Origin of the sequence: Acinetobacter sp. ACZLY 512, assembly GCF_023614015.1 — a bacterium.
In the GTDB taxonomy this organism is placed as follows: Bacteria; Pseudomonadota; Gammaproteobacteria; order Pseudomonadales; family Moraxellaceae; genus Acinetobacter; species Acinetobacter soli.
The window spans coordinates 1-20,121 of the sequence record NZ_JAKIVI010000021.1 but is presented as its reverse complement, the minus strand read 5'-3'; the positions used below and the strand labels follow the sequence as shown (position 1 = coordinate 20,121).

Annotated in this window: 26 protein-coding genes and 1 rRNA gene; 16 read left to right on the top strand and 11 right to left on the bottom strand. The window is 44.1% G+C overall.

Annotated features, from left to right (window positions below; translation table 11 throughout):
• Positions 1-285 precede the first annotated feature (285 nt).
• From L2096_RS15840 to orn, 3 genes are all read right to left on the bottom strand, one after another.
• Positions 286-1,089 carry an enoyl-ACP reductase FabI gene (locus L2096_RS15840; protein WP_250365831.1) on the bottom strand — a complete coding sequence of 268 codons (804 nt, stop codon included), beginning with the start codon at positions 1,087-1,089 and terminating at the stop codon, positions 286-288.
• Between the two features lie 147 nt (positions 1,090-1,236).
• The gene (locus L2096_RS15835; RefSeq protein WP_250365830.1) at positions 1,237-1,968 is read right to left on the bottom strand and encodes a Bax inhibitor-1/YccA family protein; all 732 of its coding nucleotides are present in this window, start codon (positions 1,966-1,968) and stop codon (positions 1,237-1,239) included.
• Between the two features lie 199 nt (positions 1,969-2,167).
• A complete protein-coding gene (gene orn / locus L2096_RS15830) occupies positions 2,168-2,719 on the bottom strand; it encodes an oligoribonuclease (protein WP_004940613.1) in 552 nt (183 codons plus the stop codon).
• 123 nt (positions 2,720-2,842) lie between these two features.
• On the opposite strand from orn, the gene rsgA reads away from it, so the two are divergent.
• From rsgA to secB, 4 genes are all read left to right on the top strand, one after another.
• Positions 2,843-3,901 carry a small ribosomal subunit biogenesis GTPase RsgA gene (rsgA, locus tag L2096_RS15825; RefSeq protein ID WP_025095785.1) on the top strand — a complete coding sequence of 353 codons (1,059 nt, stop codon included), beginning with the start codon at positions 2,843-2,845 and terminating at the stop codon, positions 3,899-3,901.
• 91 nt (positions 3,902-3,992) lie between these two features.
• Positions 3,993-4,412: a rhodanese-like domain-containing protein gene (locus L2096_RS15820; RefSeq protein WP_250365829.1), complete on the top strand. Its 420-nt coding sequence runs from the start codon at positions 3,993-3,995 to the stop codon at positions 4,410-4,412.
• A gap of 11 nt (positions 4,413-4,423) precedes the next feature.
• Complete coding sequence (gene grxC / locus L2096_RS15815) at positions 4,424-4,681, top strand: glutaredoxin 3 (RefSeq protein ID WP_004940623.1); 258 nt, start codon at positions 4,424-4,426, stop codon at positions 4,679-4,681.
• 29 nt (positions 4,682-4,710) lie between these two features.
• Positions 4,711-5,166, top strand: coding sequence for a protein-export chaperone SecB (secB, locus tag L2096_RS15810; protein ID WP_004940626.1), 456 nt, complete (start codon positions 4,711-4,713; stop codon positions 5,164-5,166).
• Positions 5,167-5,225: 59 nt separating this feature from the next.
• On the opposite strand, the gene cybC is transcribed toward secB, so the two are convergent.
• Complete coding sequence (gene cybC / locus L2096_RS15805; RefSeq protein ID WP_025095784.1) at positions 5,226-5,615, bottom strand: cytochrome b562; 390 nt, start codon at positions 5,613-5,615, stop codon at positions 5,226-5,228.
• 121 nt (positions 5,616-5,736) lie between these two features.
• Complete coding sequence (gene coaBC / locus L2096_RS15800) at positions 5,737-6,993, bottom strand: bifunctional phosphopantothenoylcysteine decarboxylase/phosphopantothenate--cysteine ligase CoaBC (RefSeq protein WP_250365828.1); 1,257 nt, start codon at positions 6,991-6,993, stop codon at positions 5,737-5,739.
• Positions 6,994-7,102: 109 nt separating this feature from the next.
• On the opposite strand from coaBC, the gene radC reads away from it, so the two are divergent.
• Together radC and L2096_RS15790 are read left to right on the top strand one after the other, a co-directional pair.
• Positions 7,103-7,816 carry a RadC family protein gene (gene radC, locus L2096_RS15795; RefSeq protein WP_004940638.1) on the top strand — a complete coding sequence of 238 codons (714 nt, stop codon included), beginning with the start codon at positions 7,103-7,105 and terminating at the stop codon, positions 7,814-7,816.
• 54 nt (positions 7,817-7,870) lie between these two features.
• Positions 7,871-8,782: a bestrophin family protein gene (locus L2096_RS15790; protein ID WP_004940641.1), complete on the top strand. Its 912-nt coding sequence runs from the start codon at positions 7,871-7,873 to the stop codon at positions 8,780-8,782.
• Here L2096_RS15790 and L2096_RS15785 read toward each other — a convergent pair.
• Positions 8,779-9,627, bottom strand: coding sequence for a PHP domain-containing protein (locus L2096_RS15785; protein ID WP_250365827.1), 849 nt, complete (start codon positions 9,625-9,627; stop codon positions 8,779-8,781). The two genes, L2096_RS15790 and L2096_RS15785, sit on opposite strands and share 4 nt — an antisense overlap.
• Positions 9,628-9,673: 46 nt before the next feature.
• On the opposite strand from L2096_RS15785, the gene L2096_RS15780 reads away from it, so the two are divergent.
• The 4 genes from L2096_RS15780 to mnmC are packed head-to-tail and all read left to right on the top strand — an operon-like array spanning position 9,674 to position 12,999.
• Positions 9,674-10,288, top strand: a complete 615-nt coding sequence (locus L2096_RS15780; RefSeq protein WP_004940647.1) for a septation protein IspZ — start codon at positions 9,674-9,676, stop codon at positions 10,286-10,288.
• A gap of 32 nt (positions 10,289-10,320) precedes the next feature.
• Positions 10,321-10,623 (top strand): YciI family protein, encoded by a 303-nt coding sequence (locus L2096_RS15775; RefSeq protein WP_004940649.1) that lies wholly within the window; start codon positions 10,321-10,323, stop codon positions 10,621-10,623.
• Positions 10,624-10,627: 4 nt separating this feature from the next.
• Positions 10,628-11,089 carry an SH3 domain-containing protein gene (locus L2096_RS15770; protein WP_025095782.1) on the top strand — a complete coding sequence of 154 codons (462 nt, stop codon included), beginning with the start codon at positions 10,628-10,630 and terminating at the stop codon, positions 11,087-11,089.
• Between the two features lie 38 nt (positions 11,090-11,127).
• Entirely contained in the window at positions 11,128-12,999 is a 1,872-nt protein-coding gene (mnmC, locus tag L2096_RS15765; RefSeq protein ID WP_250365826.1) for a bifunctional tRNA (5-methylaminomethyl-2-thiouridine)(34)-methyltransferase MnmC2/FAD-dependent 5-carboxymethylaminomethyl-2-thiouridine(34) oxidoreductase MnmC1, read from the top strand.
• A 37-nt stretch (positions 13,000-13,036) separates the two neighbouring features.
• Here mnmC and L2096_RS15760 read toward each other — a convergent pair whose 3' ends face one another.
• Positions 13,037-13,357 carry a rhodanese-like domain-containing protein gene (locus L2096_RS15760; RefSeq protein WP_004940657.1) on the bottom strand — a complete coding sequence of 107 codons (321 nt, stop codon included), beginning with the start codon at positions 13,355-13,357 and terminating at the stop codon, positions 13,037-13,039.
• Positions 13,358-13,448: 91 nt separating this feature from the next.
• Between L2096_RS15760 and L2096_RS15755 the strand changes: the two genes are divergently transcribed.
• Both L2096_RS15755 and L2096_RS15750 read left to right on the top strand, forming a co-directional pair.
• Complete coding sequence (locus L2096_RS15755) at positions 13,449-13,937, top strand: YajQ family cyclic di-GMP-binding protein (RefSeq protein ID WP_004940662.1); 489 nt, start codon at positions 13,449-13,451, stop codon at positions 13,935-13,937.
• A 29-nt stretch (positions 13,938-13,966) separates the two neighbouring features.
• Positions 13,967-14,461, top strand: a complete 495-nt coding sequence (locus L2096_RS15750) for a DUF4442 domain-containing protein (protein ID WP_004940665.1) — start codon at positions 13,967-13,969, stop codon at positions 14,459-14,461.
• Positions 14,462-14,543: 82 nt separating this feature from the next.
• On the opposite strand, the gene L2096_RS15745 is transcribed toward L2096_RS15750, so the two are convergent.
• From L2096_RS15745 to L2096_RS15735, 3 genes are all read right to left on the bottom strand, one after another.
• Positions 14,544-14,903 carry an acyl-CoA thioesterase gene (locus L2096_RS15745; RefSeq protein WP_171063771.1) on the bottom strand — a complete coding sequence of 120 codons (360 nt, stop codon included), beginning with the start codon at positions 14,901-14,903 and terminating at the stop codon, positions 14,544-14,546.
• A 67-nt stretch (positions 14,904-14,970) separates the two neighbouring features.
• Positions 14,971-15,396 (bottom strand): thioredoxin TrxC, encoded by a 426-nt coding sequence (trxC, locus tag L2096_RS15740; protein ID WP_004940669.1) that lies wholly within the window; start codon positions 15,394-15,396, stop codon positions 14,971-14,973.
• A gap of 1 nt (position 15,397) precedes the next feature.
• Complete coding sequence (locus tag L2096_RS15735) at positions 15,398-16,294, bottom strand: alpha/beta hydrolase (RefSeq protein WP_151797021.1); 897 nt, start codon at positions 16,292-16,294, stop codon at positions 15,398-15,400.
• Between the two features lie 125 nt (positions 16,295-16,419).
• On the opposite strand from L2096_RS15735, the gene L2096_RS15730 reads away from it, so the two are divergent.
• The 4 genes from L2096_RS15730 to L2096_RS15715 all read left to right on the top strand — a co-directional run bounded on the left by L2096_RS15730 (position 16,420) and on the right by L2096_RS15715 (position 19,912).
• Entirely contained in the window at positions 16,420-16,755 is a 336-nt protein-coding gene (locus L2096_RS15730; protein WP_004940674.1) for a protein tyrosine phosphatase family protein, read from the top strand.
• Positions 16,748-17,167 (top strand): beta-lactamase hydrolase domain-containing protein, encoded by a 420-nt coding sequence (locus tag L2096_RS15725; protein WP_004940675.1) that lies wholly within the window; start codon positions 16,748-16,750, stop codon positions 17,165-17,167. Before L2096_RS15730 ends, L2096_RS15725 begins: the two co-directional genes overlap by 8 nt.
• Before the next feature lie 213 nt (positions 17,168-17,380).
• Positions 17,381-18,760: a dihydrolipoyl dehydrogenase gene (locus L2096_RS15720; protein WP_250365825.1), complete on the top strand. Its 1,380-nt coding sequence runs from the start codon at positions 17,381-17,383 to the stop codon at positions 18,758-18,760.
• A gap of 105 nt (positions 18,761-18,865) precedes the next feature.
• Positions 18,866-19,912: a 5'-methylthioadenosine/S-adenosylhomocysteine nucleosidase gene (locus tag L2096_RS15715; protein ID WP_004940679.1), complete on the top strand. Its 1,047-nt coding sequence runs from the start codon at positions 18,866-18,868 to the stop codon at positions 19,910-19,912.
• Positions 19,913-20,036: 124 nt separating this feature from the next.
• Here the strand turns inward: L2096_RS15715 and rrf are convergent.
• A 5S ribosomal RNA gene (gene rrf, locus L2096_RS15710) occupies positions 20,037-20,121 on the bottom strand; the annotation flags it as partial.

The window sequence follows — 20,121 nt, the reverse complement described above, 5'->3', positions numbered from 1 at the left end:
GTCCCTGTATGCGTTGTAAATACACCTGACTGTTCAGGGCGGGATCTGAGAAGGTCACGTGCAAGGCGCGTTGCTGTGTGCCTAATCCCAAGCGTTCTAATACGCCAAATAGATTAATCGACATTGTTATTATCAGTAAAACTCATACTTATGTTGAATTTTAACCAATAGATACAGAACTGTCTATTTAGAGTTGTTAATGTTTTGCTAACGTTTTTATTTGCAACTGAATTTTAAATATAAAAAAATGGTGCCGAAGCACCATTTTAATTAGAAGATAAAAAATTATTCTTCATCCATAATCGCTTGGCTCATACCTACTGTGTTAAATCCAGCATCGACATACATGATTTCACCAGTAATACCCGATGCCCAAGGTGAGCAAAGGAATAACGCGGCATTGCCCACTTCTTCAATGGTCACATTACGCTTTAACGGCGATACTTTTTCATTGACATCCAGCATTTTACGGAACGATTTAATGCCTGAAGCAGCCAAAGTACGGATTGGGCCAGCAGAAATTGCGTTCACACGAATACCATCTGCGCCTAAGCTTGAAGCCAAGTAGCGTACGCCTGCTTCTAACGATGCTTTAGCAAGACCCATGACGTTATAGTTTGGCATTACGCGCTCAGAACCCTGATAACTTAAAGTCAATAAGCAACCCTGACGTGCTTGAAGCAGTGGCTTCGCAGCTCGCGCCATCGCCACAAAGCTGTAGGCACTGATGTCATGCGCAATACGGAAACCTTCACGATCAGTCACGTCTGTGAAATCACCATCTAAAGTGTGCGCAGGGGCAAAACCAATTGAGTGAACCACACCGTCCACACCGTCCCAATGTTTTGCAAGTTCTGCAAATGCATTGTCAATTTCCGCATCAACCGCAACATCACAAGGAAAAACAAGCGTTGAACCAAACTGTGTAGCAAATTCATCGACACGCTTTTTTAGTTTTTCATTTGGATAAGTAAACGCAAGCTCTGCGCCTTCACGATGGAGTGCCTGTGCAATACCGTAGGCAATAGATAACTTACTTGCAACACCTGCAATTAAAAAACGTTTACCTGTTAATAATCCTTGTGCCATTAGGTTTCTCACTGTATTAAATTTAGAAGCATAATGCCAAGCTTCACAACTTTTCGAAATTGCATAATGCATCTTTTTTTGATTTGCATAAAAAAATCGTACCCCTTACGGCGTACGACTTTTGATTTGAACAACTTGAGTTTTGGATTAGTCGTTCGACAACAGACCAATCAGACGCAAGAACGAGATGTACATCCACACCAGCGTCGAGAGTAAGGCAATTCCGCACAACCATTCAAATGATTGCGGTGCACGTTGTGCTGCAGCAGATTCGATCAGGTCAAAATCCAAAATCAGATTTAATGAGGCAATCACAGCCACAAATGCCGCAAAGCCAATGCCCAACCAATTGCTTTCAAAAATATAAGGTACACTAGATGCAAAAGCCAAACTCATAACCATTTGCACGACAAACACAATGGCTATCGCAATAGTTGCAGAAAGCACCACCGATTTAAACTTCTCGGTTGCACGGATAATCTGGAACCGATACAAGCCGAACATCACCAAGGTGGTGACAAATGTAGCAAGTAGCGCTTGTAACGGCGCACCCGGAAATTTGGCCTGAAAAATAAAGGAAATACCACCTAAAAATGCACCTTCAAATAGTGCATAAGGAACCGCCAGCTTTGGTGCTGTAGGCGCTTTAAACGTCGCAATCAGGCCTAAAATCAGGCCACCAATTGCACCCACCAGCATTGCAGCGTAAGCCATTCCTGCATTAGCGGTAAAAGCGCAATAAAAGAACAACGCTAAACCAGTAATGGCAGCCACCAAGGTCAGACCCACCGATTTTTGTACTGCGCCCGCTACAGTCATCGGTTGCTGAAAATCACTATATGTTTCAACGCGGGTTAATATAGGATTATTACTTTGCATCTTGATCTCTTTGTTATAATTCACTGGGAATACAACTCTATAGTAAAACAAAACCCTGTAAAACCAATTGGTTCCATCCTACTTTTTGTAACAATATGAATATATTCGTAAGACTTTGACCCCACCCGCGACAATAAAAAACCGCAGCCCAAAATTAAGCTACGGTGATACGTATTGCGGAGTTATTGCAACATGCAACTTAGTTTTTAATGAAAAAATATTCACGGTAGTAGCGCAGTTCTGCAATCGAATCACGGATATCATCCATCGCCAAGTGCGATGCATTTTTCTTTAATCCGCTCATAATTTCTGGACGCCAGCGCTTAGAGAGTTCCTTAATCGTCGACACATCCAAGTTACGATAATGAAAGTATTGTTCGAGTTCCGGCATCAGTCGATGCATAAAGCGACGATCTTGGCAGATCGAGTTGCCACACATCGGTGAAATTTTCGGATTCACCCATTTCTTTAAAAACTCAAGGGTTTGCTGCTCGGCATCACGTGCGGTCAATTTGCTGCGGCGCACACGTTCAATCAGTCCAGACTGACCGTGCTGACGAGTATTCCATTCGTCCATCGCATTTAATACACGATCGGGTTGATGAATTGCCAAAACCGGACCTTCTGCAAGAATATTCAAATTGTCATCGGTAATAATGGTGGCAATTTCAATAATCTGATCGTTATCTGTGTCCAAACCTGTCATTTCAAGGTCAATCCAGATTAACCGCGTATCCAGTGTGCTGCTCATATCTACCAAATCTAAATGCGAGAAAACACGAATAGTAGCAAATTAATCGTCGCTACGCTGTAACTCGATGGTCAGTTCATGCTATTTTTGCGACCTCGGTAAATGGGTTTTTTTAGGATATGAATGGCTCTAATTCGTAAACGTCGCTTGACTGAACAGCAGCAACGCCGGATCAAGAAACAACAGCAAACACGCCAAGATGATGTAGACACGTCCAGTGATTTAGAAGGACTGGTGGTACAGCATTATGGTCGTCAACTCGAAGTTCAGGCCTTGTCGACACCCGATCCACATCCTGAGCGACCTGAAGTTGCAGATGGCGAACCTGAGCCTTTTTGGAAGCCTATTGAACTGGGCAGCGTTTGGCGATGCCATACCCGTACCAATTTAGAAATGCTGGTGACTGGGGATCGGGTAAAATGGCAAGCCGACCCGAACACGGGACTTGGGATTATTACCGCGATTCAACCACGACGTTCTTTACTGACTCGTCCAGATCGCTATCACAAGGTGAAACCTGTTGCAGCCAACATCAGTTTGATTGTGATTGTCTTTGCAGTATTGCCTGAACCAGCACCGACACTGATTGATCGCTATTTGGTGGCCTGTGCCGATGCCGATATTCCAGCTTTACTGGTGCTTAACAAGTCGGATTTGTTAACCGAACAAGATCCAATTCTGAGTATGCTCGAAGAATATCAAGCACTGGGCTATGAAACATTGGTGTGTCATGCCAAAGGCGACCTGCACAGCTTGCAACAGCGTCTAGACAACGAAACAGTTGCCTTTGTGGGGCAATCTGGTGTAGGTAAAAGTTCACTCATCAATGCCATCATTCCAGATGCAGAGCAAAAAACCAATATCATTTCTGAAAACTCGGCACTGGGTCAGCACACCACCACCTCAACCCGACTGATTCGGTTTGGTGAAAATGGCGCATTGATTGACTCACCGGGAATTCGCGAATTTGGACTCTGGCATCTGGATGCCGAAAAAATACGCCATGGTTTTCCAGAAATCGATCAGCGTTTGGGACAATGCCAATTTCGAAATTGTACCCATACGCATGAAAAGCATTGTGGCCTAAAAGTGGCCATCGAAAACGGTGAAATTCTGCCGCGCCGACTGGATAGCTATTTGCGATTGCTGGATGAAATTCAGGAAGCGCAACAAAAAAGTTAATTTTTCTAAATATTGCTCTTGAACTGGTGATTTTGATCACCATGTATATGAGCTATACTCTTCGTCAATTTTGAGTTTAATTAGGTGGCTTGTGGAACGTTGGTTGGAGTTTATGGGGAATCACCCCTTTTTATTTGGAACACTTGCAGTTCTGGTTGTGTTGTTTTTTATTTTTGAAGGACAACGTAACGGACGCAAAATCTCCCCACAATCGCTTGGTATTTTGATCAAAGCCAAAAATGCGCAATTGATCGACCTACGTGATGCCAAAGACTTTCGTGAAGGTCATATCAGCGGAAGCCGTAACATTCCGTACAGCCAAATCGCCAGCCATGTAGACGAGCTTAAAGCAAGTGATCGTCCACTGGTGTTCATTTGTAATCTTGGTCAAGTTGCCGGTAGTGCGCTGCAAAAAATCGGACACGCCGACAGTTACCGTCTCGACGGCGGTATTAGCAACTGGAAAGGTCAAGGTTTGCCACTGGTTAAAGCAAAGACGACTAAAGCTTAAGGAGCAATTTCATGACTGCAAATGTTACGATTTATTCAACCACAGTATGTCCGTACTGCATTCGTGCAAAACAACTGCTTGAGCGCAAAGGTATTGAGTACAAAGAAATTAATTTGTCAAATGAAGCACCAGATGTGCGCATCGAGCTGATGCAGCGTACCAATCATCGTACCGTGCCTCAAATTTTTATCAAAGATCAGTTTATTGGCGGTTTTGATCAACTTTATGCCTTAGAGCGTGAAGGCAAACTCGACGAGCTACTGGCTTAATTTCGCTTTAAATTGTTAAGGAAAAAAGAATGAGTGAAGAACAACAAACTCAACCGCAACTTGCTTTAGAACGTCTTTATACCAAAGACATTTCGTTTGAAGTTCCAGGACCGCAAGTCTTTACAAAACAATGGCAACCAGAGTTGAACATCAATTTGTCGTCTGCGGCAGAAAAAATTGATCCAACACATTTTGAAGTGTCATTAAAAGCGGTTGTTCAAGCAAATAACGAAGGCGAGACGGCATTTATTGTTGACGTGACTCAATCTGGTATTTTCTTAATTGACAATATCGAAGAAGACCGTCTTCCGTACATTTTAGGCGCGTACTGCCCGAATATCTTGTTCCCGTTCTTACGTGAAGCGGTCAACGATATGGTCACCAAAGGCAGTTTCCCACAATTGCTTTTGACACCAATCAACTTTGATGCAGAATTTGAAGCCAATCTTCAACGTGCTCAAACGCAAGTTGAAGGCCAAGCTTAAGTTGCATTGAGCATAAAAAAGCGACCTGTATGGTCGCTTTTTTACATGTAAAATTGCAATTATTTGAATTTTTTGTGATTGCTGTTACGAATATCGATTAATTTCTTTCCTTCAATTTTGGCCTGATCCAGCTTACCCGCCTTCACTAAAAGATTGGTTTTATCAATTTCGGCAACCAGTTGATCCAAGCCCGCGTGATACCCCATCACCTCTGGACTATTGTCTGGTTTATTGGCCAGCTTTGGTGGCTTAGATTTTTTCGAATCTAGCGCAGCCATTTTCATTTTACTTAATGCCATTTCTGCGTCTTTGGCATTACTTGCTTTTGAAAAGTCAGAATACGACGTTGCAATGCTGATCATGTTGTTTTGAAGGCTGGCTGCCATAGTCAGGTGGCTCACGCTCAAACAGCTTGCAAGTAACAGGCTTCCTATTAGTTTCTTGTTCATACACTCAGTCCATTTTACAGAGATTATCTCCCTCTTAAAAATATACAGTTTAGAGAAAAACATAAAGCGCCTTTTGTAGGAGCTTTATGTTTAAAAACTTAAAACTTGATCAGCCGCAAAACTAAACTTTACGGCGCAGTGCATCAGAAATGGCTTCAACCAGTTGCTGCGCAATTTCCTGCTTAGACGCTTTTTCTAGCTCTCGATTTTTCAGGTGATAACGCTCGGCAAAAAACACCATCATGGCATTTTCATCCGATGCAAATCCGATATCTTTGCGTGACACATCGTTGCAGGCAATCATGTCCAGATTTTTAGCCACCAACTTACCAGCCGCATAAGCTTCCACGTTTTGTGTTTCTGCCGCAAAGCCCACCATAAATGGCCGCTCTGCTTGCTGTGCAACGGTGGCCACAATATCCGGGTTCTTGATAAGTCGCACCTCAAGTTCATCGCCCGATTTTTTAATCTTTTGCTCAGCCACTTGTGCAACGCGATAATCGGCGACAGCCGCAGTGGCAATAAAAATATCGCAACCTTGTTTGAGCGTATTCAAGCTTTCATCGAGCATTTGCACCGCAGATGCTACATTGATGCGCTGTACACCATTAGGTGTATCCAGACTCACCGGCCCGGCAATCAAGGTTACTTTAGCACCCGCAGCATAGCAGGCTGCTGCCAATGCAAAGCCCATTTTTCCAGTACTATGATTTGAAATATAGCGCACGGGATCAATCGCTTCACGGGTTGGACCAGCAGTAATCACGACATGCTGTCCGGCCAGCAAACCAAATTTTTCTGCAATCGCACGTTGAGCTTTATGGAAGTACTCTCGCACCTGATAAGCAAGTTGCTCCGGCTCAGGCATACGCCCCAAGCCTACGTCGCCACAGGCTTGCGCGCCTGCATCTGGCATAATAACGTGTACACCGTCTTCGACCAGCGTTTGTAAATTACGCTGGGTGGCTTTGGCCGCCCACATTTGCTGGTTCATTGCTGGTGCAACCCATACCGGTGCTTTAGTGGCTAAATACAGCGTGCTGAGTAAATCATCGGCCAAGCCCTGTGCAAATTTGGCAATCGTGTCGCAACTGGCGGGAGCAACCAGCACCAGATCTGCCCAGCGTGCAAGTTCGATGTGTCCCATACCCGCTTCGGCTTCGGTGTCGAGCAATTCTGTATGGACAGGATAGCCAGACAAAGCCTGAAAGGTTAAGGGCGTGATAAAGGCTTGTGCGCCATGTGTCATGACCACACGGACATTAAATCCATAATCTTTTAATCGGCGTACCAAAATGGCACTTTTGTAGGCCGCAATACCGCCTGTTACAGCTAAAATAATGTTTTTATTTGGAATGACACTTAAATCAAAGCTCACGAACAGCATACCTTTCTGTTGCAGTGGCGCTCACAATAGCATTAAATAGACCTAGACCCAAGTCATTGTAATTTCGAAATCAGAACTATAACGTACATCTTCAATCAGAATGCAACAGTCTATTAAATTTTGGCCCAAGCACGAACAACCCCGAGAACGGTTACTGCATACTGGGCCTGCAAGCTTATCAGATGCCGAACTGCTGGCCATCTTCTTACGTACAGGCTCCAAGCAGCACTCCGCGGTTGAGCTGGCGCGCAACATGATTCAACATTTTGGCGGCCTGAATCCAGTCTTTGATGCCTCCTTAGAAGAACTTTCCGGCTTTCATGGAGTGGGTGCAACCAAATATGCGCACTTAATGGCGGTAAAAGAACTTGGACGGCGCTATCTCGAACATTATTTTCATCAAGATGCCTTGAGTTTGTCTTCCTCTGAACAGGTGCTGGATTATTTACGTTATGAACTGTTGGGAGAAAAACAGGAAATTTTTGCCGTGCTGTGTCTCGACAACGAATTAAGAAAGCTGCATTTTAAAAAATTGTTCTTTGGCTCTTTGAATAGCTGCGAGATCTCGATTAATCAAACGTTACGTTATGCGATACAACAACACGCATCACATCTTGTGATTGCGCACAATCATCCCTTCGGGCACGCACTACCCTCCGAGGCCGACACGACGCTTACTCAACGCTTGCTTCAGGCCTGTGAACTGGTCGACATCCAGTTAATCGATCATTTTATTATTGCAAAAAACGGCTGCTTTTCATTTGCAGAACATGGCTTACTTCATGTACAAAAAAATCAATCGCCCAGATATTGACAAAGCCGCACCGACTGGTGAAGATCATGCTCAAAAAAGCTGTGAACGTCTCGCATGATTGTCCGTGATCAAACCAATATTTTTCGCCTACTCTTTTCCTGGCGAGGAACCATTTTACCCAAAATTCTTCCACCGCTTGGGATTTTGATGCTGATCTCGGCTGTCATTGGCGGCATTCAATATACCCAGATTTTTAATTTTCCCCAGTTACCGTTGGTCGGCTTTACCCTTATTGGTGTGGTCCTATCGATTTTCTTGGGATTTAAAAACAGTGCATGTTATGACCGTTGGTGGGAGGCACGTAAATTATGGGGATCACTGATTGCAAATGCGCGTCACTTTGATCGTGACTGTAGAATTTTACCGCAAGGACGACGTGAACGGATCATTCAGCATGTAATTGTATTTGCCAACGTTTTACGTGATCGTCTACGTCACCAAACGGCCAATCCGACTGAGCTGACCGAAACCAGTGGCTTGAGCCAGCAAGCACTCACCCAGTTGTATCAACAGGTGAATGCACCGCAATACACCTTAAGCCTTATTCACTGGGAGTTAATGCAAGCACTGAAAGAAGGCGAAATTAGCGATATTATTTATACCCAAATGAATCGGTATGTGGCCGAATTCAGTCTGGTACAAACCGGATGTGACCGTATTGCCAACACGCCTATTCCTTTTGCCTACTCTGTTTTGCTTAACCGAACCGTATACTTTTTCTGTTGTATGTTGCCCTTTAGTTTAGGCTCGACCCTTGGTTTGGCTACCCCGATCTTGGTGGGCATTCTGACCTATACTTTTTTGGGCCTTGATGCTTTAAGCACTGAAATTGAAGAGCCGTTTGGCACGCAAAGTAACGACTTACCTCTAGATTCGATGGTGCGCATGATCGAAATTGAACTTCTGAGTACTTTGGGTAAACCGACGCCTCCACCGATTCAAGCGCAAGATAATAATTTGCTTTAGAAGCTTTCCCAAATGCCGGTCTGCCGAGGATTAGGCTGTGGCGTATTGCCCAGTTTAATCCATGGCATATTATCGCCATGAAAATCACTGCCAATCGATACTTTTAAATCAAATTGTGCAATCAAACGATCGACCATCTGGCGCGTAGAGAGTGGGTCAATACTGGGTGCTAGCTCAATTGCATCGCCACCCAACGAGGCAAAATACTCAATTAAGTAGCGAATATTGGTAGACGACAGATCGTAGCGAGTCGGATGTGCCAATACAGCATAGCCTTTGCTTTCATGAATGATACGAATCGTCTCGGGCAGCGCTAAACCGTCAAATTTGACATAGGCCCGTTTGCCTTCTTTTAAAAAGCGGTCAAATGCCTGCTGCGGGCGACTCACAATTCCTTTTTCAATCAGGATTTTGGCAATATGGGTTCGGGTAATACGGTCAGGAACATGCTCTACCTTGGCCAGTACATCCGGGTAAATATCAAATCCGATACAGCCTTCTAACAACTGACAAATCTGCTTGGCACGCGTCGCCCGAATATTTTTTTGTATCACTAATGCATCTTGTAGAGGCTTTGGATTTTGCATATTCAGCGCCACAATATGTACGCCATAAGCTTTTTTGGTGTTGGGACGAGACCACTGACTCGAAATCTCCACACCAGAAATAATATGAATATCATGATCTTGGGCGATTTTTCGCGCAGTATCCAGCCCATCCATCGTGTCATGATCGGTCAGTGCTAAGGTATGAATACCGCACGCGACAGCAGATTCGACCAAAGCCTGAGGCGATAAGGTCCCATCAGAAATATTGCTGTGCGTATGTAAATCTATGCCGTGCATCTTCTATACTATGCCATTCGTTATGATCTGGTTTAGATACTCTAACATGAAAGCACTTTTAGACTTTGTGCCCCTCATTATTTTCTTTTATTTATATAAGACTGTCGATCCGGCCGATACCCAGCATCCGTTATTGAAACTGATTGGTTCGGCTGGTGGTGTAGACAATAACAATATTTTGGTTGCGACCACGGGTCTCATTATCTCGATGTTGATTGTATACGGCGGGCTGTTCATTTCACAAAAATTTCGTCTTGAAAAACAACAATGGATTGTGTTGTTTATGACCGTAATTTTTGGTGGCATTACCTTGATGCTCAGCGATGACTTCTATATTCGTCTCAAAGCCGTCATTCTTAATCTGGTGTTTGCAGGTGCCTTTTTACTGTCGCCATTTTTTAGTAAAGATAAAACACCGCTGATTCAACGTTTGTTTGGCCCTATTTTTGAATTATCAGCCAAAGGCTGGAAAAATCTAAACTTTGCATGGGCTGCCATGTTTGTGGTGATGTCATTACTGCATTTCTTCTTTGCATTTGTATTTATGCATGGAAAATATTGGGGTGAATTTACCGCATTTGGTGACATGATCGTGATGTTTTCATTTATCATTATCCAGTTTGTTGTATTACGTAAATTTTTCAAGACACCAGATGCCTAAGCTTCTGAAAATTCTTACAAAAGGATATCCTTATGCCTTTATTTGTGGTGACCTGTACAGATAACGAAGGGACGCTAGAAAAACGTTTAGCGACGCGTCCACAGCATCTCGAACGTTTACAAAAACTCGATGACGAAGGCAGACTGATTGTCGCTGGTGCCATGCCTAAAGAAGCAGGCAATCCGCAGGCTGGCTTTTACGGCAGCACCATTATTGTTGATTTTGACAGTCGTGAAGCGTTGGATGCTTGGTTAAAAGAAGAACCATTCTGGATTGAAGGCGTGTATGGGCACATCGATGTCAAACCCTTTAATAAAGCCTTTCCAAAAGAGTAATTCCATGTCTCACACGCTGAAAACGCTGATCGGCTTATCTTTGCTGTGCTCAAGTGTTTGGGCTGTTGAACCAACGCCTGCACCCGCTCAACCTAGCACATCTGCTGCTACAACTGCGACGGCTCCAGCAACTGCTAGTGTGGCAAATGCAGCCAATACTGCATTAAAACCGCTTACCGCCGAGCAAATTGCCAAACTCAAAGCTGAGCAAGATGCCAAAATTAAAGCGCTGGTTAAAGATCAGGCTGGTCGTTTAAAACAGCTTGAGCAAGCCAATCTGGATGCTCTGACTCAAAATCAAGAATTGCAGCTTAAAAACGACAATCTTATGGTGCAGGTCCAGGTATTGCAAAGTGAGCGCAGTGCCCAAATGTTTTTGTATGGCGCCGCTACGATTGCGGTCGGGGTAATTCTAGGCTTTCTGATTGCAGGTTATGTCTACACCAAGCGTCGCCGTCAATGGTAAACTCAACCCTCTATTCACCCGAATAAAAGGATCTGTGCGTGTCAGCGAGCATCCAAACCGCAACGTTAGATTGGCATTGTGTAGACGGAATTGATGTTCCGGTCTCAAAGCAGTTTGGAGATGTGTATTTCTCCAAAGACAATGGATTGCTCGAAACACGTCATGTTTTTTTAAATGGTAATGATCTGCCTACACGTTTGGCAGCCTTAGCACCATTTGAGTACTTTTGTGTAGGCGAAACAGGATTTGGAACAGGCCTGAATATCTTAGCGCTCTGGCAACTCTGGCAACAGGTACGTCCCGATAACCAGAGTCACTTACATGCCATCAGCGTGGAGAAATTTCCGCTCAGTAAAACCGATCTGTGCCGCGCACTTCGTGCATGGCCCGAGCTTAAACCGCTTGCAGATGCACTGATTGAGCAATACCCCCTCCCGATTGCCGGGTGTCATCGCTTAAATTTTCCAAACGAGCGCTTTAGTCTCGATCTTTGGCTCGGTGATGCTCACGATGTATTTCCATGCATCGTCAAAACGCAGGCGGTTCATGCGTGGTTCCTCGATGGTTTTGCGCCTTCCTGCAATCCTGAACTTTGGGAAACTCAGGTTTTAAGCCAAATGATTCGGCTTTCTCAACCCGGCACCACTTTTGCGTCATTTAGTGTGGCTGGTGTGCTCAAACGTGGCCTCAGAGAGCACGGTATTCAAATCAGCCGACCACGAGGTTTTGGGCATAAACGGGAAATGCTAAAAGGCATTTGGCCCGATGCTGAAGAACACTTAAAGGAATCCACCTCTTCAGGCCAGCAACACTTTGCCGTTATTGGGGCCGGAATTGCAGGTTTAAATTGTGCATGGGCTTTGGCGCAGCGCGGTCATCAGGTGACGATCTTTGAGCAGGCACATCCTTTATCAGGCGCATCTGGTAATCCATTGGCGTTACTCAATCCTAAGCTGTGCCCGATTACACAAAGTCCAGATCATTTGATGCTGGTGTGCTGGCAATATGCGATGCGCTTTTATCAGCACTTTGGTGCGTTTCGTGCCCTTGAGGTCAATCAGATTGCACTCAAAGAGGCTGAGCAATTGCTGGCGCTGGCAGCACAATATCCCGAGCAGCTTTTACAGCCTCAGCCTGCTCAATCCTCACCGATTCAAACGCCTTTTGATGCCCTCACTTTAACGCAAGCCAGTGCAATTCGGCCGCATCAGTTTTGTGAGGAAGTTCTAGCACATCCCAATATTCATTTGCACATAGCCCAGATTGATCAAATTCAGGAAGATACAGATCATGTGCGTATCATGGCGCAGCAACAGGAGTTATTGCGTGCCTCGGCCGTGATTGTATGTGCTGCACGGCACAGTGCCGTATTGTTTGAGCATTATCCACAGCTTAAGCCAATTCGCGGACAAATCAGCTGGGTAGATACCGCAGCGCATCCATTGCCTTTTGAGCAGGCATATAGTTATGGCGGCTACTGCATGCAACTGGATGAGACACATTTGATTCTGGGCGCATCATTTTTGCCACAGCGTGAAGATGATGAGGTTAACGAAGAAGACCATGTGCATAACTTTCATTTAATCCACAGCGTCTTCCCAGAATATGCACAAGGATTGCCGCCAGTGAGTACATGGTCAGGTCGTGCCGGAGTGCGGGCACAATCTCCAGATTATTTTCCTTTGGCTGGTGCACCAACTGCACAATCCAGGTTATATACGCTTGCAGGACTGGGTTCAAAAGGGTTTATGTTTTCCCCACTCTGTAGCGAAATACTTGCCGCACAGATTCTAAAAGAAAGTTGCCCTGTGCCAGAGAGTTTGTTCAAACGCTTGAATCCACAGCGCTTTAAAAAGAAAGTTGCAATCAAGCAAAGAACTGAACACCCTAAACCTGAAACACACTCATAAAATTTCAGTTAAAAAAAAGCGCCCGAAGGCGCTTTTTTTAGGCTGTGTGCCCTTGATCCAAAGGCATTCCGGCAGCCTTGGCTGCGCGAGTACCACCCATTAAGATCACGTATTCACGCGAGTTATCAAGCTCTTCAAGCTTTTCAGCAGCGCGCGGGGCTTTACTACCACCACCACATAAAATATAAATCGGCTGATCCGTTGGCACCTGAGTTAAACTTTCTGCACCTAAATCACCGATCGGTCGATTTTTAGCACCTTTAACATGCCCTTCAGCATAAGAACTCGCATCACGGACATCCCAGATAATGGCATCTTCTGGGAACTCAAATGTCGTAATTTCTTGTTTACGGATCATTGCGCACTCCTTTGATGTAAACAACACTTGGCAAATGAAGAAAACATCCCTAGCATCTCAAATATTCTTTCACTTTGTAAAGGTCTAAACCATGCCTTCTTTTGATATTGTCTCTGAATTGGAACTTTTTGAAGTTAATCACGCGGTTCAAAACACGCAAAAAGAGATACAGACGCGTTTTGACTTCCGTGGTCAAGACGTTACCATCGAACTGAACGAAAAATCGAAAGAAATTAAAATTTCGACAGAAAGCGATTTTCAGTGTGAGCAAGTATACACCATGCTTGAAAATCATTTTTACAAGCGCAAAATTGATGTCCAAGCGCTTGATCCACAAAAAGCCAGCGCATCAGGTAAACATGTGGTTCAAGTCATTAAACTGAAAGACGGACTTGACTCGGATACCGCAAAAAAAATCAATAAAGCCATTAAAGAAAGTGGCATCAAAGCGCAATCTTCAATTCAGGGTGACAAAATTCGAGTCAGCGATAAAAAACGCGACACATTGCAACAAGTGATGGCCTTTTTGCGCGAACAACAATTTGGTCTACCGTTACAGTTTAATAATTTCAAAGACTAATTTTTCTGCGGTGTAGATGGGGACGTGTTATGGCTCAGACCAATCGTTTAGCAAAGCTGGTAAAGGCGACTTCTAAATTTCCTAAAGGGCTTCGAAGCACGCTTTGGAGTAAAGCCTTTGGTCGGATTGTGCCGATGGTGGGCACAGCCAATATTCGTTATTTAGAGGTTGATCAGCATCATGTCAAGGTTCGTCTGGAGAACCAGCGCAATATGCAAAATCACATTAAGGGCTTACATGCGGCCGCGATGGCTTTACTGGCAGAAACGGCAACAGGGTTTCTGACCGGTTTACATGTTCCCGATGACCGGATTTTGCTGATCAAGTCTTTGCATGTCGATTATCTCAAAGTTGTTCAAGGTGGGTTAACTGCAACCGCTCAATTAAGCCTTGAACAACAGCGTTTTATCGCTGAGCATGATAAAGCTGAGCTTTCCATTCCGGTCACGGTGGTTGATGACGCTGGTGTGGAAGCCATTCAGTGTGAAATGATTTGGGCATGGTTGCCTAAACGCAAACCCTAAATACGCTCAACCGCATAAAAAAAGGTACAGCATCGGCTGTACCTTTTTAATTTCAATATATGCTCTTGAATTGATTTGAGTTCTATTGGGCTAAAAATGCCTGTTTGACCTCATCTGAAATTTGACGTTTATTGCCGTTTACATCGACAGCCACAAACGTAAATACACCCTCAGTGACACGTTTTGCAGAACGTGAGCTGTCATGGCTGTCCCATACTTCAATTTGCATCTGAATCGAGGTATTGCCCACTTTTAAAATTCGGGTGTAGCAACTGATCACATCCCCTACTTTGACTGGAACCAAAAAGGTCATCTGATTAATCGAAATGGTTGCACAGCGCCCTTTACTAAAGCGCTCCGCATGAATGGCACCAGCCAAGTCCATCTGCGATACAATCCAGCCACCAAACACATCTCCACTCCAGTTGGTATCCGCAGGCATGGCAATGGTTTGTAAAGACAATGTCCCTTCAGGTTTTATAGGGGTATCCAACACATTAACTCCGAAATTAAGACTGTAGGTGCTGATCTAACCATTGTTGCATTTCGGTCGATCGCAGCGCGCCACTTATTCTAGCAATTTCGGTGGTTTTATTCATCAGCACCAAGGTCGGAATACTACGAACATGAAATGCCTGACTGAGTCGAGGCGAAGTTTCGGTATTGATCTTGGCAAAGATTACTTGAGGATTTTGAGCCGCAACCTGTGCAAAATGAGGCGCCATCATCTTGCACGGACCACACCACTCAGCCCACAGGTCAATCAGAATGGGTAAATCACTATGTGTCACAAATTGACTAAAATTCTGCTCATTTAATTCGATCGGCTCGCGCGGTAAAAGCTTGGCATGGCACTGACCACACTGCGGATCTGCACTCAGTTTTTCTTCGGGAACGCGATTTTTTGCACCACATGACGGGCATACAACAATCATGTTAGCTCACTCCAATATGTCGATGTAAAAATTCTAATTGGGTTGCGATGGCTTTTTCAAACCAAATACCATGATAAACATCAAAATGTTGCATGTTCCACTCATGATAATCGACAAATGGTGCAATATTGGTTGCAGCTTCGCGACTCGAGTCAATCGGAATCAAGGAATCTTGCTTAGCCGCAATAAACAAAACCGGCACACTGATATTGCGCACGCTCTGAATAGGTCGAAAGCGCAGCAGCTGAAAAAAGGCACGTGCAGGAACCTCTCCGCTCCAGTAAAAATCAGGGTTGACAATCGACAGATACCCCAAGCGGCTATCAGATGTAGGCAAAAAACAGAGTTGCTGTTCGGCGATAACGGGAAGTGTTTTGGGAGCCAATCCGACTTTAGCTCCCATATAATCTTGACTGGAAAGTTTCAGCGCCCGAGGCAACTGCTGTAAAGGATACAACTTGGCACTTTCTGCACCGTCAATAAAGGGCACCTGCGCAATTACGGCATGCACATGCTTCAGCTCTGCTGCCAGGCTTAAAACATATCCACCACTTAAGTCAGTTCCCCAAAGTACGATGCGCCGCTCATCAATCAGTTTGCTGGCAAGCATATATTGAATCACGGTTTTCCAGTCATCAATTTGCTGCTTTAAATGTACCAGCTCCCTAGGCTTACCCGTACTGCCACCCCAATAGCGATAATCAAATAGCACCACCGCGTAACCGGCTTGTGCAATCTTCTGTGCATATGCAGCCAATTTAAAATGACGCAATCCTGCAAAGCCATGCGCCATAATGACCACGGCAGGTTTTTTTTGATGTTTGGGTCGGTAAAAGTCAGCAGCAATCAGGTCTTGACCATGTTGTACATACAGTGGTTCAACTGTATAAGCGTGCATACGTGCTCCATTGCCTTCACGATAAGCTCGATTGAGTTTGAAAAAAACGTATGACGCTTTAACTCAATATCTTGCATAATGCTATGATACAGCATATACGTTTTTTTAAGATTTGGAGTGACAAAATGACAGAGAATGTCGGTTTCGCCGGTCAAATTGGACCAGAACATCTTGCACAAGTGGTAGAAAAAGGCTTTAAATCGATTATCAATAATCGCCCAGATCTTGAGGGTGGTCCAGAACAGCCAACCAGTTCACAGATTGAAGAAGCTGCTCGTAACGTTGGTCTCGACTACGTTTATCAGCCTGTGGTAGCTGGTCAGATTAGCGAACTCGATGTACGTACTTTTGCAAATCATTATAACGAGTTACCAAAACCAATTTTAATGTTTTGTCGTACCGGTAACCGCTCCAACAACCTCTATCAACTCGCCAAACAGATGGATCTGCTGGATGACTAATCTTGTTCGAATTTGCATTCTTACATTTTTATTTTTAAGTCCGGTCACACTCTTTGCACAATCTGCAGTCACACAGGTGAGTTCAGCCGTGACAATTTCTGATGAAATTTCGTTGCAGGACTTAAACCAGCTAATCGACCGCAGTCGCTTTCGCTCTGTGATTTTGCAGCGTCCAGATCATGATCGTGGCAATGGTCTTACGGTATATCAACTCAGAGACGTCGCTGAAAAAGCCCGTGTCAGTTTGATCTATCAACCCATTGAAAATGGCAGCAATACTCAAACAGATATTTACGCTTTTGCTCGCTACTATAACAGCTTGCCAAAGCCGATTTTACTGATTTGTAAATCTGGTAAACGCGCGCTCGATTTGTATACTCAAGCCAAGCAACAAGGTTTACTGAATGACTAAAGTATTCATCATGATGATCTGTGTATGTTCGCTACTGACTGCATGTAGCAGCATGAATGTCCGTCCAACCGTCAGCGTGAGTATGGGCGTTCCGCTCTGAAGTTTTGTGCGTCCAAAGCACTTTCACCTTACACGCGCTAACCAAACAGCCTGCATTCGCAGGCTGTTTTTATGTTAAACATAGAGATAGAACAACAAAATGGTTTTTGCATAATGTACGACATTATTATTATTGGTGCAGGCACAGCGGGTATTAGCGCTTATAAACAAGCAGTGAAACACACACAGAATCTACTGATTATTAATGACGGACCTTGGGACACCACCTGTGCCCGTGTGGGCTGTATGCCCAGCAAAGTGCTAATTGCCTCCGCCAATCGCTGTCATGATATTCAACAGCTTGATCAAGTCGGCCTGAAAGGTCGCGTTCAACTCGATTGTACAGAAGTCATGCAGCACGTGCGTACACTTCGAGATTCATTTACTGCGTCTACATTAAAAGAAGTGAACGCTTGGCCTGAACAACACAAATGTTCTGGTAAAGCCGAATTCATAGATGCCTCCACTGTGCGTGTGAATGGGCAAGACTATCAAGCGAAAGCATTTATTTTGGCTGTCGGCTCCACGCCCAATGTGCCTGGTTTATGGAAAGCACAATTGCAACATCGTCTTATTACCTCAGATGATATTTTTGAACTTCCCACGCTTCCTCGTTCTGTAGCAGTTATTGGCAGTGGCGCAATCGCGATCGAGATGGCACAGGCATTATTTCGTTTAGGGGTCAAAATCACTATTTTTGCCCGTAGTCAACGCGTTGGTATCCTTTCTAGCCCTTCACTACAGCAACTTGCTCAGACCATTCTGGCAAAAGAGCTTGATATCAAATTTGAAGTGCTTCCCGATCAGCTTTTACTTGAACATGATCAGGTTAAAATCAGTTATCGCCAAGAAGGACAACAAGTCACCGAGCATTATGATTATGTATTGAATGCAACCGGACGGGATTCATTACTCAATACATTAAAATTAGAAAAAATCTCGCCAGAGTATGGCGATATCAAAAAATTGCCTGTAGATTCAAAGACAAAACAATTGGGCGATTTTCCAATTTTTATTGCAGGTGATGCCTTTACCAGCACACCAGTTCAGCATGAAGCAGCCTTTGAAGGCAAAATGTTGGTTCAGAATTGTTTGAATTATCCCGATGTTCAAAATGTAAAATTATTAACGCCCTTAAGCATGGTGTTTTGTTCACCAGAAATGGCGATTGCCGGATGTTCTCACAAACAACTGACTCAAGCAAAGCAAGCTTTTGTTACGGGTGAAGCCTCATACAGCAATCAAGGACGCGCAAAAGTACTGGGTAAAAATCAGGGCGCAGTTGAAGTTTATGTTGATCCTGAGTCCAGAGTACTGCTAGGTGCGGAATTATGTGTCGAGCAAGCAGAACATATGGCACATATGCTGGCTTGGTCAATTGCGCAAGATGCAACCATAGATGATGTTTTACAATTTCCGTTTTATCATCCAACGCTTGAAGAAGGATTACGTACTGCCCTAAAAGCAGCACGACGTCAACTTGACCAAACTTAATACGCTAAAATCGCAGCAAATTTTATGACATATTTTGGAACAGTTATTGCTTAATTATTTATAATCTCAGTATTAAGTTTAACTTCAAGAAAGAGTTTATTTACGATGCAGTTTTCAAAATTAGCGGTAATTTTTGGTGCGATTGGCCTAACAGTAGGTCTCGTTGGATGTACCACAACAACTCCATCGATGAAGGTCCAATCCATGACAACAACGCTTCAACATCTCACCGACAGCACACCGCGCCTTGCTATTATTGCAGCGTTTGGTCAAGAAGCTGATCTACTGATTGAATCAACTAAAGACAAAAAAGAATATCTCATTAATGGTAGAAAGTTTGTCACCGGTACACTAGAGAATGCACCTGTTGTGATTACCTTAAGTGGTATCAGCATGACCAATGCCGCTATGACCACTCAAATGATCAGCGATCATTTTAATTTAAAAGGGATTGTGTTTAGCGGTATCGCAGGCAGTCTAAATCCAAACCTTCACGTTGGTGATGTAGTCATTGCCAAAAGCTGGTTAGCACCAAATGAAGTGTATTATAACAATACGAAAGAGTTACCCTCGGCATGTGGTCAACCCGGTGATATTTCATGTTTAGGGATTAAACTGGCCGACAATGTTCCGGCTTGGAATAATCAGTTTTTACGTGAAACCAACGTGATGAATGCCAATAACTATAAAAATGTTGCGCTTACAAGTCGATTTGGTGACACCGATGTGCCAATGGCATATGGCGAAATGCGTGTCGATTTTCCTGTAGATCATAAAATGCTTGCAATCGTCGATCGCGTGCAAAAAGGCACTGAAAAACAGTTAGAAGCCATTTGTTCAGGCGTAGACTGTTATCATCCAAAGATTGTGGTTGGACAGCGTGGCATCTCTGGTGGTGCATTCTTAGCCAATGCAGCATATCGTGATTATCTACATAAAAACTTGCTTGGCGATTGTGTAGATATGGAAACAGCAGCTGTGGCACAAGTGGCTTATTCAAATAATATTCCATTTATTGCATTTCGTAGCTTGTCTGACCTCGCAGGTGCAGACCATGATCCAAACGTTGCAGCTTTCTTTGGTTCAGGCATCGCACAGCGAAACGCAGCGAAATTAACGATGTCTTTCATTCAACAGTGGAATGCTCAGTAATTTAAGTATTAAAAAAAGGGCATCTGCCCTTTTTTTATGTCTATTTTTTATATTGGTTTTCCACTTATTTTCAGGCATAAAAAAGCCCCCTTAACATTTATGTTAAGGGGGCTTAGTATTTAAAAGCTGGCGATGACTTACTCTCACATGGCTAACGCCACACTACCATCAGCGCGAAGAGGTTTCACTTCTGAGTTCGGGAAGGGATC